Source organism: Psychromonas sp. MME1, assembly GCF_041080865.1.
In the GTDB taxonomy this organism is placed as follows: Bacteria; Pseudomonadota; Gammaproteobacteria; order Enterobacterales; family Psychromonadaceae; genus Psychromonas.
This window is the reverse complement of sequence record NZ_CP160906.1, coordinates 105,674-120,706: the sequence shown is the minus strand read 5'-3', so window position 1 is coordinate 120,706 and position 15,033 is coordinate 105,674. Positions and strand designations below refer to the sequence as shown.

Here is a 15,033-nt window from a genome sequence, read left to right as displayed (position 1 = left end):
TAAGCTTACTCCATATAGTTGAGTATATATAAAATACAAAGGATCCATCGCCAATGGCAAAAGAAGATAGTATTGAAATGCAAGGCACAATCTTAGATACGTTGCCTAACACAATGTTTCGCGTTGAATTAGAAAATGGCCACCTGGTCACTGCGCATATCTCAGGTAAAATGCGTAAAAACTACATCCGCATCCTTACTGGCGATAAAGTAACCGTGCAACTTACACCCTATGACCTATCAAAAGGCCGTATCGTATTCCGCGCGCGTTAATCGTTAAAGCCCCAGAATAAACCACACTTAGTACAATCACTGAGTAATATATGCCCATCAGTTAAAAGCCGACGGGCATTTTTTTATCTGAAGTCTATCCACTAAAGAAGCGTAATCCTCCAGATATAAAAAAACCGAGGTTCAATGAACATCGGTTTATAAAGTACAATGAGATTAATCAATAAGTTAAATTATTTGCGTTTTACCGCTTTTGCATTAGGTAAATCAGTAATAGAACCTTCATAAATCTCAGCGGCCAAACCAACAGACTCATGTAATGTTGGATGCGCATGAATCGTCAATGCGATATCTTCAGCATCACAGCCCATCTCAATCGCAAGACCAATTTCACCCAGTAATTCACCTGCATTGGTACCAACAACCGCACCACCGATAATACGATGTGTCTCTTTATCAAAGATAAGCTTAGTCATACCATCACTACAGTCTGAGGCAATTGCACGGCCAGAAGCTGCCCAAGGGAAAATAGATTTTTCGTAATTAATCCCCTGTTCTTTCGCCTCTTTTTCAGTCAAACCAACCCAAGCCATTTCAGGTTCAGTATAGGCGATAGATGGGATAGTTTTCGGATCGAAATAATGTTTCTTGCCAGCGATAACCTCGGCAGCCACATGACCTTCATGCACACCTTTATGTGCCAACATCGGTTGCCCGACAATATCACCGATTGCATGAATATGTGGAACATTGGTATGCATCTGCTTATCAACTTCAATAAAACCGCGTTCAGTGACTGCAATACCCGCTTTTTCAGCATCAATAGACAACCCATTTGGTACACGTCCAACAGCGACTAATACCGCATCATAGGGCTTAGCTTCAGCAGGTGCATTGTGCCCTTCAAAGGAGACATACAGAGCATCTTCTTTAGCATCGACGGCCGTCACTTTAGTTGACAACATAATATTGAATTTATTTTTCACTTTCTTAGTATATACCTGCACGATATCAATATCGGCAGCTGGTACTAATTGATCGGCAAACTCAACCACATCAACGCTAGAGCCGAGCGATTTATAAACAGTCCCCATCTCTAAGCCGATAATACCACCACCTAAAATAAGCAGGCGTTTAGGTACACAGCGTAGTTCAAGTGCATCGGTAGAGTCCCATACACGGTGGTCATCATGAGGAATAAAAGGCAATTTAACAGGACGAGAGCCCGCAGCGATAATCGCATTATCAAAATTTACAATGGTTGTTTCATCTTCACCTTGAACTTCAATCGTGTTGGCACCGGTAAATTTACCAAAACCATTAATCACGGTAACTTTACGCATTTTAGCCATGCCTTTTAGGCCGCCAGTGAGTTGCGAAACTACTTTTTCTTTCCAAATGCGAATTTTATCTACATCCGTTGATGGTTCACCAAATAAAACACCATGCGCAGATAGCGCCTTAGCTTCTTCAATTACCTTTGAAACATGTAGAAGTGCTTTTGATGGAATACATCCCACGTTTAAACAAACACCACCTAGGGTGCTATATTTTTCTATTAATACGGTTTCTAACCCTAAATCTGCTGCACGAAAGGCCGCTGAATATCCTGCAGGGCCGAAACCAGTACCACAACTTGTGCTTTAATTTCTTTACTCATGTAAACCTCTATAAAAGTGTTCCATCAAAAACTAATTTGAGTCTATTTAAATGTTAATGAAAAGCAAAACAAAAGGTCGACAAATGCCGACCTGATAACATTATTATAAAATCAACGTACGTAGATCAGATAAGTAATTGTTGATGGCAGTGATAAAACGTGCACCATCAGCCCCGTCAATTACACGGTGATCATAGGAAAGAGCAAGTGGTACCATTAATCGCGGTGCAAACTCTTTACCATCCCACTGCGGTTTTATAGCCGACTTAGATACACCTAAAATAGCCACTTCAGGCGCATTAACGATAGGCGTAAATTGAGTGCCACCGATGCCGCCAAGACTAGAGATAGTCATGCTACCACCTTGCATATCTTTAGCGGTTAATTTACCCGCTCGTGCCTTTTTAGATATCTCCCCGATTTCACGGCAAAGGTCATAGATACCTTTGTTGATAACATCGCTAACAACAGGTACAACTAAGCCATTTGGTGTATCGACAGCAATACCGATATTAATATATTTCTTTAATATGACGCTTTCACCATCTGTCGATAATGACGCATTAAAGTTAGGGTATTGTTGTAATGCTTTGGCAACGGCTTTCATCATGAACACAAGCGGACTAATTTTAAAGCCTAGATCTTGTTTCGCCGCAATGGCATTTTGTTCCTGACGGAATGCTTCAAGCTCGGTAATATCAACCTCATCAAATTGGGTAACATGTGGAATGGTTACCCAGTTACGATGTAATGTTGGACCTGATATTTTTTGAATTCGCGAAAGAGGCTTAACTTCAATTTCACCAAATCGAGCATAATCAACCTCAGCATACGGCAATACTTGTAAACCACCAGCACCACCGCCTGATTTAGCTAACAGTAACTGTGCTTTAACATAGGTTTGTACATCTTCTTTCGTTGTACGCCCTTTTGGACCTGTTGCAGGAATAACTGCAAGATCTAAGTTAAATTCACGTGCAATACGACGCACTGAAGGAGACGCCTTAATTGAGCCTGCAATGGTAACCTGTGATGGTGACAATTGAACGGCAGGTGTAGCAGCAGATTGAGGGGCATCGGCAACAGGCGAGCTTACCGCTTTTGGGGTTTCTACGGCAGCAGTTGTTACTGGTGCAGCAACACCTTCAACTTCCACAAGTAAAATTAATGTCCCCTCAGAGACTTTATCGCCCACGGCAATTTTAATCTCTTTAACGACACCAGCAAAGGGAGCGGGTACATCCATTGATGCTTTATCACCTTCAACGGACAATATATCTTGATCCACCTCAATGGTATCACCAACCGCCACTAAAACCGCCGTTACATCAACCTCATCGCCACCAATATCTGGCAAGCAAAGTTCCTTAACTTGCGTTGCCGCCGGAGCAACATTAGCTGCGGCAGGAGCAACGGGAGCCGTTTCAGCTGGTGTTGTAGCAACTTCCGCAGAGCCTGAGCCTGCCACTTCAAGCACCAATACAACCTGACCTTCAGAAACACTATCACCAACACTCATTTTTATTTCAACAACTTTACCTGCAAATGCTGCAGGCACATCCATTGATGCTTTATCACCTTCAAGAGAAATCACATCTTGATCTTCTGCGACCATATCACCAACAGAGACTAAAATAGCCGTAACATCAGCAGCATCAGCACCAATATCAGGTAGTAAAAATTCTTTTAATTCAGACATAATAATTTTCCTAATCAATAACAGCGAATTATATTTACGCAAATAATGGGTTGATTTTGTTTGTATCAATAGCAAATTTGGCAATAGCTTCAGTCACGACAGATGCCTCAATATCACCACGTTTTGCAAGCTCAGAAAGCGCTGCAACAACGACATAACTCGCATTAACTTCAAAGTGACGACGTAAATTTTCACGACTATCACTACGCCCATAACCATCGGTACCCAACACCTTGTATGTATTAGATGGAATGAAAGCACGCACTTGCTCTGCATAATTTTTCATATAATCTGTGGCTGCGATTGTTGGCTCGTCACCTAATACTTGCGTGATATAAGCTTGTTTTGCAGGCGCTTCAGGGTTAAGCATGTTGTCACGCTCAATCGCTTGACCTTCACGCGTTAACTCATTAAATGAGGTAACGGAGAAGATATCAGAAGCAACGTTATACTCTTCACTGAGGATCTGTGCTGCTTTACGCACTTCATTCATGATAGTTCCCGAGCTCAATAACTGCACTTTATTTGCACCTTGATGGGACTCAAGTTTATAGATACCTTTGCGAATACCTTCTTCTGCACCTTCTGGCATCGCAGGCATTGCATAGTTTTCATTCATTACTGTTAAGTAATAGAAAACATTTTCCTGCTTCTCGCCATACATACGTTCAATACCATCTTGAACGATAACCGCTAACTCGTAAGCAAAAGTTGGATCATAGGAGATACAGTTAGGGATAGTATTCGCTTGAATGTGGCTATGACCATCTTCATGCTGTAAACCTTCACCATTTAACGTCGTACGACCAGCCGTCGCACCTAACAAGAAGCCACGAGCTTGTTGGTCACCTGCCATCCAAGCCATATCACCAATACGTTGAAAGCCAAACATTGAGTAGTAGATATAAAATGGAATCATTGGTAGATCATTAGTGCTGTAGGACGTTGCAGCGGCTACCCAAGATGACATGGAACCGAGCTCATTAATCCCCTCTTGCAATACTTGACCTGATGTTGCTTCTTTATAGTAGGAAACGACACTGCGATCCTCTGGGATATATTCTTCTTGACCATGTGGGTTGTAGATACCCACTTGACGGAATAGCCCTTCCATACCAAAGGTACGCGCTTCATCGGCAATGATGGGGACTATATTTTTACCAATACCTTTATCTTTTAACAAAATATTTAATATACGAACATAAGCCATCGTCGTTGATATTTCACGCTTTTGCTCCTGTAGAAGCGGTGCGAACTCGTCTAAAGAAGGAACCGCTAATTGACCAGAAAACTTAGGTGAACGTTTCGGGGTATAGCCTAATAACGCTTCACGCTTTGCATGCAAATAATTATATTCAGCCGATCCCTCTTGTAATGTTAAATATGGTAAGGTTGCGGCTTTCTCATCACTTAATAGATCCTGTAGGCCTAAACGATCACGTAAACTTTGGATGTGTGATTCATTCATTTTTTTCACGCCATGGGCAATATTTTTGCCTTCCGCCGCAGCGCCCATACCATAACCTTTCACGGTCTTAGCTAAGATAACCGTAGGTTTACCCATGGTATCCTGTGCATTTTTAAATGCAGCATACAGTTTAGATGAGTCATGACCACCACGTTTTAAAGCAAAAATCTCTTCATCTGTCCATGTTGCCACTAATGATGCTGTTTCTGGGTATTTACCAAAGAAGTGCTCACGTACGTATGCGCCATCTTTTGATTTAAAGTTTTGGTAGTCACCGTCAACGGTCTCTTCCATTAATTGTAGTAAACGGCCCGATGAGTCCTGTGCGATTAAAGAATCCCAGTTACTCCCCCAGATAACCTTCACCACGTTCCAACCAGCACCATTAAACAGACCTTCAAGCTCTTGAATAATACTACCGTTACCCATAACAGGGCCATCTAGACGCTGCAAATTACAGTTAACTAAGAAGCATAAGTTATCTAGTTTTTCACGCGCAGCAAATGATAATGAACCACGCGACTCTGGCTCATCCATCTCTCCATCACCTAGGAAAGCATAGACACGTTGCTGAGTGGTATTCTTTAAACCACGACCATTAAGATATTTTAAGAAACGCGCTTGATAAATAGCAGAAATAGGGCCTAGTCCCATTGATACCGTTGGGAACTGCCAAAATTCAGGTAACAGCTTCGGATGAGGGTATGAAGGCAGTCCTTTTCCATCAACTTCTTGACGGAAATGATCCAGTTGTTCAGCCGTTAAACGACCTTCAAGGAAAGCACGAGAATAGATACCTGGAGAGATATGGCCTTGATAATAAACTAAATCACCGCCATCGGCCTCATTAGGGGCACGGAAAAAGTGGTTAAAACAAACCTCATAAAATGCAGCCGCAGACTGGTAAGAAGCCATGTGCCCACCTAAATCCAGATCTTTTTTTGATGCGCGCATAACAATCATTATCGCATTCCAGCGAATCACGGAACGAATACGGCGCTCTAACTCTAAATCTCCAGGATAAATAGGCTGGTCAGCAGGTGCAATCGTATTAAGGTAATTTGTATTAATATCACTTGGTAATTTAACACCGTCTTTACGAGCCTGCTCTATTAATTTTTTAACGATGAACTGAGCACGCTCAGTGCCTTCATCTTCAAGAATTGTAGCTAGGGCATCAAGCCATTCCGAAGTTTCTTGCGCATCAATATCTCTATTTAAGATGTCAGTCATGACACTTTCCTTCTCTATCACTAAATAATCTTAGCCATGAGCTAAGTGCTTAATAACTATTTAGATTAACCATTACCTGTTGAATAACACGTTTTGGAAATGCCACTAAGGCAATAAGCAATCTAAATAGTTACCTAATTTTTGCTATTTTTTAAAAAGTTAAAAACGCCCTAATTCGCGTTTAAATAAACTTTCTTCACGTAACATAACAAGACGTGTTTCTTCAATATAGGCTAAATGCTGTGCAGATGCTTTCTGCGCATTCGCAGGCTGCTTAGAGAGAATTGCATCTAATAATTCTTGACGATGTTGATCAATCTTTTTAGCGACTTCAGGGTAGCGATAAAGTGTTTTCACATTATCGGCTATATTTTTTTCAAGTAAGGATTTAATACCTCGTGCAAGGTGTATAAATACCACATTATGAGAAGCCTCAATAACAGCAAGATAAAACAGTGCGACACTTTCAATCTCTAAATCTAAATCTCTCTTTTTCTTGGCATGATTAATGGCCGAGAAACTTTCTTTAATACGAATAAAATCATCTGCATTACCACGCAATGCCGCATAATATGCAGAAAACCCTTCTAATGCATGACGAAATTCAAGAAGATCATATTGTGACTCAGGGTGCGTATTAAACAATTCAAATAATGAATCCGTTAACTGATCACGCAACTCTTCTTTTACAAAAGTACCACCACCTTGGCGTCGACTTAATAATCCCTTTGATTCTAGACGTTGGATAGCTTCACGCAATGAGGGGCGAGAAACATCAAATTGCTTCGCTAGTTCACGCTCTGGCAATAATTTTTCGCCTAATTCTAAAGAACCATCGAGTATCATCGTTTCGATACGTTTTTCGATTACATCCGCTAATTTAGGCTGTTTAATTTTTGCGTAAACCATAGCACCCTTAGAATACAAAAACTCAATTCATGAAAATGGTATTACCATTTAACTTTGCTGTGTAAATTAACAATTAATTCACAACACGTCCAGCATTTATTGATTCAAATCAATAAATATCAAGCTTAACGTGGATTAATGATACATTGCTGTAATTTGTATGATGAATGCAACCATAATCAAAGTGCTGCAATAGTACAGAAATAACGTACTGATATGCGATTAGGTGTGACTTTTTGATACAATATATCAGTGCTTGATAGAGGGTGAACTCTGTCATTCGAATAAGCTAAAATAATGCTGCCAATTAAAATAAGGCCCTGGGTCTGTTTTCCGGCCAGGGGCAATATCACTGTGGCCAGTAATACGCTCTTTAGTAATATGGGGATAAACCTGCTGAATTGCTTGAGTAAGCTTAGCTAAAGAGTGATATTGCTTCTCGGTATAGGTCGAATCATCTGTTCCTTCTAACTCAATACCAATTGAATAATCGTTACATGCAGGCATACCTTCGAAGCTTGAAATTCCGGCATGCCAAGCTCTGCCATTAAAGGGGACATATTGCTGTACAGCACCATCGCGGCGAATAACACAGTGCGCAGAAACCTCAACACCTAATAAATCAGTAAAACTTGGGTCGCTAGAACAATCTAGGCAACCAGTAAAAAGCGCTTCAATGGCACCACCTGTGTAACATCCCTTCGGTAAACTGATGCAATGGATCACCAATAAACTAATCTCTACACCGCTAGGACGCTCATTATAAAAAGGGCTTTCAATTTGCTTCGCAAGTGAATAGTAACCATGAACATCAATCAAAATGCAAACTCCCTAAATAAAATGCGTATTTGTATCCATAAAAAAACGGGTCAAAATAGACCCGTTTTCAATTAGTATTACACTTTTAATTTAAGTGAAAATACTAGAATTTATAAGCTGCGCCTATAATAGCAACAGTCTCTTTATCATCGCTTAATAAAGGGCTGTCTTTAATATCGCTATCTAATTTGGTGTAATTAACACCTGCATATAATTTCCAATGATCCGCGATTAAATAAGAGCTCATCACGCCAACTTCAATATTCGTTGCACTGCCCGTATCATATGAATTGATTCCTGTTTTTTGAGCATCTTTATTACTAATGCCATAGTAATAGTTAGCATAATCAGAATCCATAAACTTCACTTTAACACTTGGCACAACCGCAAATTTTTGATTAATAACCCATGGGTAAGCATAGCCTAACGTTCCGCCTTTACCGCCATATGTATCATTCACATCAGTATAAATCGATGCACTGATAACACCCCAAGTTGCTTTATGACGGTAACTAACACCGATGTTGATCGCGCGATCTTTATTTTCAAAACCTTTAAAGCTGTCGTTATTATTATCGCTACGTTGCCACTCTTCTTGGCCCATACTGATAAACGTGCCAATACGGTTAGTGCCGTCATCGTAAGGTTTAAAACCAAACTCACCAGCTTGCGCATAAAACCATTCATAATCAAAACTGATTAGCGGCATAACTTGAGCATTGTCATCATAATTGCGGTATGCCGTATTTTTAAACGCTGCACCTGCACCAATCTCCAAATTAGATTCCGCTTGAGCAACCATTGGCAATGATGCAACTAGTGCTGCAATCACAGTATATTTCATTTTCATATTTTATCCTTATTATTCAGAGTCAGATAGATCACATAGAGCAAACATCTACACAGTATAGTCTAGCCTATTTTTTATATAATAAGTAAAGATAAAATTCAGATAAAGAAAAAAATCGTTGCATAAACAGTTTATTATGGTCGCGGATAGCTTTTTTTCATCAAGATAAAAGTGAATCCCCCCCGTAGGGCAAGGAAAAAATCACATTTCGGTACACTTGTTCTTGCTGACTTTGCATCTTGAAGTCTCATAGTTATATATTGCAAGTTGTACTAGACGAGGTCATCTACCACGGGTTCAGGTAACGGGTTAACAGCACAACGGTAACGCGCTTGAATAACCGAAATAACGGCAGTGAAATCTTTTATTTCATATGCACTTACATCACCTTTTTCAGATTGACATAACACCCCTTTACGCGCAAAGAAAAGTGCTCGCTTATGCTGTAGAGAGGTATTTTGTTGTGATGATTCCTGTTGCGAAGAGTGTTGGGTATTTTGATTTTTTTGATCTTGAAAGAGTGTACGTGATTGAGTTGAAAACTGGTTGTTACGCTCCTGCTCATCACGCATTTTTTGATAAGCACTGGTCACTTCCGTTTTAGGAATAATCGGCCTAGTTAAATTTTCACGTTGTAAGCTTTCCGTTGCTGGGTGAAATGATATCGTCGCGGCTTGAGGCAGTTGCGCATTGATATTAGCCATTTACGTAACCTTAAACACTCGTATTAATTAAGGTGCCCATAACCTCATCGGCACTACTAATGACTTTTGCCGATGCTTTGGCCTGATACTCAGCCACTTTCAAGTTCACTAACTCTGTCGTCAAAGATATGGGTGCTCGCTCAGCAGGTGAAGAATTAATCTCCGTAGCCTGCTGATTTTCATTGACACTATTTCCTGCAGCGCCCGCTTGGGCAATTCGAGAACTTGCGTTGCTCAACTTAGCAGAAGCATCTTGAAAGCCAGTTAGACCTGAATTATAAGCAGAGCGAACATCCATAAAACACCATCATATTGTTTAAAAGAGAAAGAACTAATACAAAGTATGGCACCATATTAACACAAATACAGATATTGATTAATATTTAATCACTTAAAAATGCAATTATACTCTCTGAAAATTTTTCATCCTCACTAACAAATGGAGCATGAGCTGAATTTTCAAATACTTGCTGAACTGAATTAGGTAATAATTGATGGATATTGAGATGCGCTGACTGCGGCAATAAACTATCAAATTGGCCAAAAATGGATAAACAAGGTATTTTAATTTGACTAAATTGCACTCGTAAATCAGTTTCTTCGAGTAATACCAACCCTGCAGATAGCGCGTTTTCATCACTCTGCCAATTATCTATTAATAGTTTTTTCAAAAAAAGCGTATCTTGACGTGCTGTTGCACAGCCCATCGCTTGAATGGCAATAAAACGGGACAACGTTTTACTGCTGTTTTTTTGCAAACTAGATTGAAAACTTTCAAAAACACCCCTATCCACACCAGACCAATTTGCATCTTCAACAAACTTCGGCGAACTGCAAACTTGAATTATTTTTTTTACTCTCTGAGGATGAGCATAACTTGCATAGGTGGCTATTAAGCCGCCAAGTGACCACCCACACCAATTCGCTCTCTCTGGCACATGTAACAAAATACGTTCAACGATCGCAGTTAAGCTATATTTTTCCATACACTGGCTTTGCCCAAAACCGGGTAAATCGATTAGGTGCAGTCGAAAATGACGACTTAATGTCGCGATGACAGGCTCCCAAACAAGAGAATTTACCCCCCAACCATGCAATAGGACTAAATCATCTCCCTCACCGACAACACGACAATAAACAGTTTGTTCTATACTCACACAGCCCCCTTATTAAGGTGATAAAAAAGTGTTGAATTCAATTTATACGCAATTAAAACATAAATTATTACATTTACTTGAGCAGTTTATTCCTGCGCAATGTTTAATTTGTCAATTAGCAAGTGACAACAAACTTATTTGCAAGGATTGCAAGAGTTCACTATTGCAGCAACGAACCTGTTGCCAACACTGTGGGTTAAGCTTACCGGTATCCCAGCATTTCTGCGGCGATTGTATCCAACAACAGCACTATTTTACCAAATTACACGCACTAGCAAGCTATACAACGCCCTATTCATCTCTCATAAAAGAGCTGAAATATGGCAAGAAATTAATCATTGCAGAGGCGTTAGGAGAGCTGTTAAGTTTATCTATCCTAGAAAACCTCAATGCACAACAGATAAAAAGCATTGAATACTTGATAGCAGTCCCATTGCACCATAAAAAATTGCGACAACGTGGATTTAACCAAGCGGCTTTAATTGCAGAAGCGGTTGCTAAGCAGCTATCTATTCCCGTCCTTAAAGATGCCATACAACGTCATAAAGAAACGCTTCCACAGGAAAACCTTTCCATTAACAAACGAAAAAAAAATTTACATGGCGCATTTCACATCCATGATAATGTTCATTTGCAAAATAAACATATCGCCATTATTGATGATGTTGTCACAACAGGCGCAACTATTAATAGTCTTTGTCAATCTTTGCTAAAAGCAGGCGTTGCTTCGATTACGGTATTTTGCATCAGCCGTACAGATACCGCTTAGATACCCCGGCGTTACGCAAAAAATGACTATAAATAATAATTTCACTCTTTTCTTTGATTCTTGATATTGAACACAGTTATAATGTCCGAGTAAATCACTCAAGGTTAAGGTTGAATAATGATTGAAATCACCCCAGTTGCACAGGCGCACTTTAAAAAATTACTTGAACAACAAAAAGAAGGCACAAATATACGCATTTTTGTTATCAACCCTGGTACCCCAAAAGCTGAATGTGGTGTTTCTTACTGCCCACCAGAAGCAGTGGAAGGAAGCGATACACGCTTAAACTTCGCAGACTTTGATGCATTAGTCGATGATGTAAGCTTACCTTTTTTAGAAGAAGCTTTTATCGATCTTGTTGAAGAGGAGGCAGGTACACAACTAACATTAAAAGCACCGAATGCCAAAATGCGTCGTGTTAAAGATGATGCACCACTGTTAGATCGTGTCGAATATGTCATTCAAGTGCAAATAAATCCACAGCTATCAAGTCACGGTGGATTTATTAAACTAATTGAAATAACAGAAGATAAGGTCGCTATCATTGAGTTTGGAGGCGGTTGTAACGGTTGCTCCCAAGTGGATTTAACACTCAAAGAAGGCATCGAAAAAGAGTTACTAGAAGAGTTTTCTGGTGAGCTTCATGCTGTACGAGATATCACTGAGCACCAGCAAGGTGATCACTCTTTTTATAAATAACGCAATCTCACCCTTACTTAAAGTAAAAAGAGAGGATGGCGATGCCATCCTCTCTTTTATCTATTTCAAATAGAACGATTCACTAACGATTTAAGTTCAGCTAAAGGTAACTTACTGTCATCAAAGAAATTCTGCATACGCAATAAAGTAATACCACCATAACCTGGCGTGCGAGTTAACGCTCTTTCCATCTGTTGCCAGCCTTGCTTACCATACAACTCACCAGCTAAGGCATTTTCTCCCATCAATTCAACGCCAACTTCATAGGCTGCATCAGCCATCCAGTTAACGAGATCTTCGGCTCGAGAGTAACCTTCGTGATCCTTATTAACCATTTCTAAACAAGTGAAGTGAACCACGACCCGAGACAAATGTTGCGCTGGTATAATCCCCTTAAGTAGCTGTACATATTCCCCAGAATTTAACTTGCTTAAATTAGGATGAACACGAATCAAGCCAGCTGATATTTCCGCGGCACGTGGCATTTTAGGATCACTAATTTCCCAGTGAATACCGGGGATTTTTATCCCGATTGGGGCATTAATATAATCACTATCAGAAAACAACATAAGAACACCTTCAAGTACATCTCGTCCATGTTGTACTAATCGATCGTTATACCACGTTAATAACTCTCTCCCCCATGCACTATAGATGTATTTCTTATGTTCAAATAAACTATCGGCGCTAGGCATACTGATTTCATCAAAATCATTAAATTGCGTGCCAAAGGTTGCATTAAATGCCCCTATTGAATGGTATTTCTTGCGTAAATAGAGATTCCAATCTCTCTGAGCAAGTGGGCTGTAACACTGCAGTGTACCGCGATTAGGGTAATCGCCCCAATCGTGCGCGTTATAGCTTGGATAGCGTAATTCTCCTGCTGGTCCCATACTAATATTTATCTCATCAATTAAATGAACTTTAGTACGAAAGTGGTCACGAAACGCTTTAACAAATGCTAAATAATAGGGTAACACATAGGGATCAGCCCAGAGAGAAACATACTCCATTGATGCATCACCTGTTTCACTCACATATTGCAAGTCCCGAACAGATTCAATCTCTTGATGCTGCTCTAATAATTTCCCCCAAAGCCATAAAGGAATGGTTTGATTGAAATCATCATTGACGTTTCCTCCTGCTTGATGGAAAGAGAGAATCGGCACCCAGTGCATATTATTTGCTTCTAACACCTCAACAAGGCGATCGTAATAACTCCAGTCAAAACAACCGGGGTGTCGTCCTTCTATTAATCCCCACCATAAATCAGTCGAGACCGCATCGACCCCGGCATCTCTAAGCACTCGTAATTGCTGTTCAAAAAGCAACCAATTCTCTTCATCTAATAGTTGCTTCTGGTTAGCCACCTTGAGGTGTAGTGGCGCCATGACACGAAACGATTTACGCGCGACACCTTGATACTGACCTTGACCATATTTTAACTTACCAATTTGAGACAATCGAGCATAACCAATCCCGGCATCATTACTAAGCATACCTAAGTCACGTAAGCTCCACCCACAGAAAGTTTTCTCTTGCATGACACTTTCTAATAATTTGTCCCATTCGCTGTGCTGTTGCAATTTAACCTGTTCACTATTCTCAATAAGTAATTTAACATTCAAATCTTGAGCAACCGATAGCAATGACTGATAATTTTTTTGCTCTGACTCCTTTATTCCAGAGACAAACAGACGCACACGGGATTTCCAAGCACCATCAAGTAAACGCGAAAAACTTTGTTGCCAATTATTTTTCTGCATAACGTGGTTAGCATTAAGCTCTGAGGACAATCCAGATACAACCTCAGCGAGATCGGGGCTATTTTTAAGATCGGGCAAATTAAGAGCCAGTCTTAGTCCCAATGTAGTCGATTGCCACTTCTGACTAAATACGCCATCGGCTAAAGCGAGCAAACGTTGCCCATGGTCCATAAGAGATTGATGATACCAGCGAGTGAAATAGATAAATGCAGGATTATTAGGCGTTTCGCTATGCGCTAGTTGTTGCAAATAATTTAACTGTAAATCAAAAAAATCATCACGCATTAACTGCTCATAAAAAGAGGTATCTTGCAGTAACTTATCAGTAGAGGCTTGCTCTGAAATAAAGGTCTTAAAGTCTAATTTCGCTTTTCGACTAAAACAGGGTAACTGCAAAAAATCAGGCCCTTCGCTGTGCAACCCGAGAAAAGGATAACGCAGCTCTCCTTCAGGTCCTGCACCTAAATTGACATGGGGAATATGATCCGCCAAATCAGAAAAGTTTTTTTCAAAGCCAGCAAGTAGCTGTTCAAAATAAGGAAGAAACATTTCATCTTGCCACAGGGAAATAGCAGCAAAACTATCTTGTCCATAACTATCTATATACTTAATACTTTGCGCATCATCACCGGCTAATTTGCCACCTAAAGTGCCCCATAACCAATCGGGTAATAAATTTAACTGACTATTATCTTTTAAACCTGTCGCTGCAGAGTGAAATTCAGGGATCACTTTCAAACCATGATCTATGCAAGTATTGAAAACCTCTCGATAACTCGCCCAACTACTCTTTAAATCGGCACAGTTAGGGCCATAGGGTTCAATAACACGCCAGCTAATAGGTACGATAACCGCATCAATTCCGAGAGATTTAGCTAAGGCTAACTGTTTTAAAAAAGCACTGTGCCAAGGATTATTATCTTTACTTAGCACGCCTAAACGACGAGTAAAATTGGTTGGCATGTGTATCCAAACTTGCAATACTGTCTGCTTGTTGACCACTGTGGCATTCCTTCTATTTAACGATAAAGTGTATTGACTACCCTATAGCTACCTTAATGCGAGTTACT

General features: G+C 40.1%; 12 protein-coding genes and 1 pseudogene. 3 read left to right on the top strand and 10 right to left on the bottom strand.

Features of this window, described 5'->3' with window-relative positions:
- The first annotated feature begins 53 nt into the window (after window positions 1-53).
- Entirely contained in the window at window positions 54-272 is a 219-nt protein-coding gene (gene infA, locus AB2N10_RS00500; RefSeq protein WP_354624617.1) for a translation initiation factor IF-1, read from the top strand.
- A 191-nt stretch (window positions 273-463) separates the two neighbouring features.
- Here the strand turns inward: infA and lpdA are convergent.
- From lpdA to bioH, 9 genes and pseudogenes are all read right to left on the bottom strand, one after another.
- Window positions 464-1,890: pseudogene (lpdA, locus tag AB2N10_RS00495) on the bottom strand (dihydrolipoyl dehydrogenase).
- Window positions 1,891-1,993: 103 nt separating this feature from the next.
- Window positions 1,994-3,589, bottom strand: coding sequence for a dihydrolipoyllysine-residue acetyltransferase (gene aceF, locus AB2N10_RS00490; protein WP_354624615.1), 1,596 nt, complete (start codon window positions 3,587-3,589; stop codon window positions 1,994-1,996).
- Window positions 3,590-3,623: 34 nt separating this feature from the next.
- Window positions 3,624-6,290 (bottom strand): pyruvate dehydrogenase (acetyl-transferring), homodimeric type, encoded by a 2,667-nt coding sequence (gene aceE / locus AB2N10_RS00485; RefSeq protein ID WP_369434161.1) that lies wholly within the window; start codon window positions 6,288-6,290, stop codon window positions 3,624-3,626.
- 159 nt (window positions 6,291-6,449) lie between these two features.
- Entirely contained in the window at window positions 6,450-7,199 is a 750-nt protein-coding gene (pdhR, locus tag AB2N10_RS00480) for a pyruvate dehydrogenase complex transcriptional repressor PdhR (protein ID WP_354624614.1), read from the bottom strand.
- A 276-nt stretch (window positions 7,200-7,475) separates the two neighbouring features.
- Window positions 7,476-8,018, bottom strand: a complete 543-nt coding sequence (gene ampD / locus AB2N10_RS00475) for a 1,6-anhydro-N-acetylmuramyl-L-alanine amidase AmpD (protein ID WP_354624613.1) — start codon at window positions 8,016-8,018, stop codon at window positions 7,476-7,478.
- Between the two features lie 103 nt (window positions 8,019-8,121).
- Window positions 8,122-8,868, bottom strand: a complete 747-nt coding sequence (locus AB2N10_RS00470) for a MipA/OmpV family protein (protein ID WP_354624612.1) — start codon at window positions 8,866-8,868, stop codon at window positions 8,122-8,124.
- Window positions 8,869-9,140: 272 nt separating this feature from the next.
- Window positions 9,141-9,572 (bottom strand): hypothetical protein, encoded by a 432-nt coding sequence (locus tag AB2N10_RS00465; RefSeq protein ID WP_354624611.1) that lies wholly within the window; start codon window positions 9,570-9,572, stop codon window positions 9,141-9,143.
- 10 nt (window positions 9,573-9,582) lie between these two features.
- Window positions 9,583-9,870: a flagellar basal body rod C-terminal domain-containing protein gene (locus AB2N10_RS00460; protein ID WP_354624610.1), complete on the bottom strand. Its 288-nt coding sequence runs from the start codon at window positions 9,868-9,870 to the stop codon at window positions 9,583-9,585.
- An 85-nt stretch (window positions 9,871-9,955) separates the two neighbouring features.
- Window positions 9,956-10,729: a pimeloyl-ACP methyl ester esterase BioH gene (gene bioH / locus AB2N10_RS00455; RefSeq protein ID WP_354624609.1), complete on the bottom strand. Its 774-nt coding sequence runs from the start codon at window positions 10,727-10,729 to the stop codon at window positions 9,956-9,958.
- A 28-nt stretch (window positions 10,730-10,757) separates the two neighbouring features.
- Between bioH and AB2N10_RS00450 the strand changes: the two genes are divergently transcribed.
- Window positions 10,758-11,498, top strand: coding sequence for a ComF family protein (locus AB2N10_RS00450; RefSeq protein ID WP_369434160.1), 741 nt, complete (start codon window positions 10,758-10,760; stop codon window positions 11,496-11,498).
- Window positions 11,499-11,615: 117 nt separating this feature from the next.
- On the top strand, window positions 11,616-12,197 hold the full coding sequence (gene nfuA, locus AB2N10_RS00445; protein WP_354624606.1) for a Fe-S biogenesis protein NfuA: 582 nt from the start codon (window positions 11,616-11,618) through the stop codon (window positions 12,195-12,197).
- A 65-nt stretch (window positions 12,198-12,262) separates the two neighbouring features.
- On the opposite strand, the gene AB2N10_RS00440 is transcribed toward nfuA, so the two are convergent.
- Window positions 12,263-14,965 carry a family 14 glycosylhydrolase gene (locus AB2N10_RS00440; RefSeq protein WP_354624605.1) on the bottom strand — a complete coding sequence of 901 codons (2,703 nt, stop codon included), beginning with the start codon at window positions 14,963-14,965 and terminating at the stop codon, window positions 12,263-12,265.
- Between the last annotated feature and the right edge of the window lie 68 nt (window positions 14,966-15,033).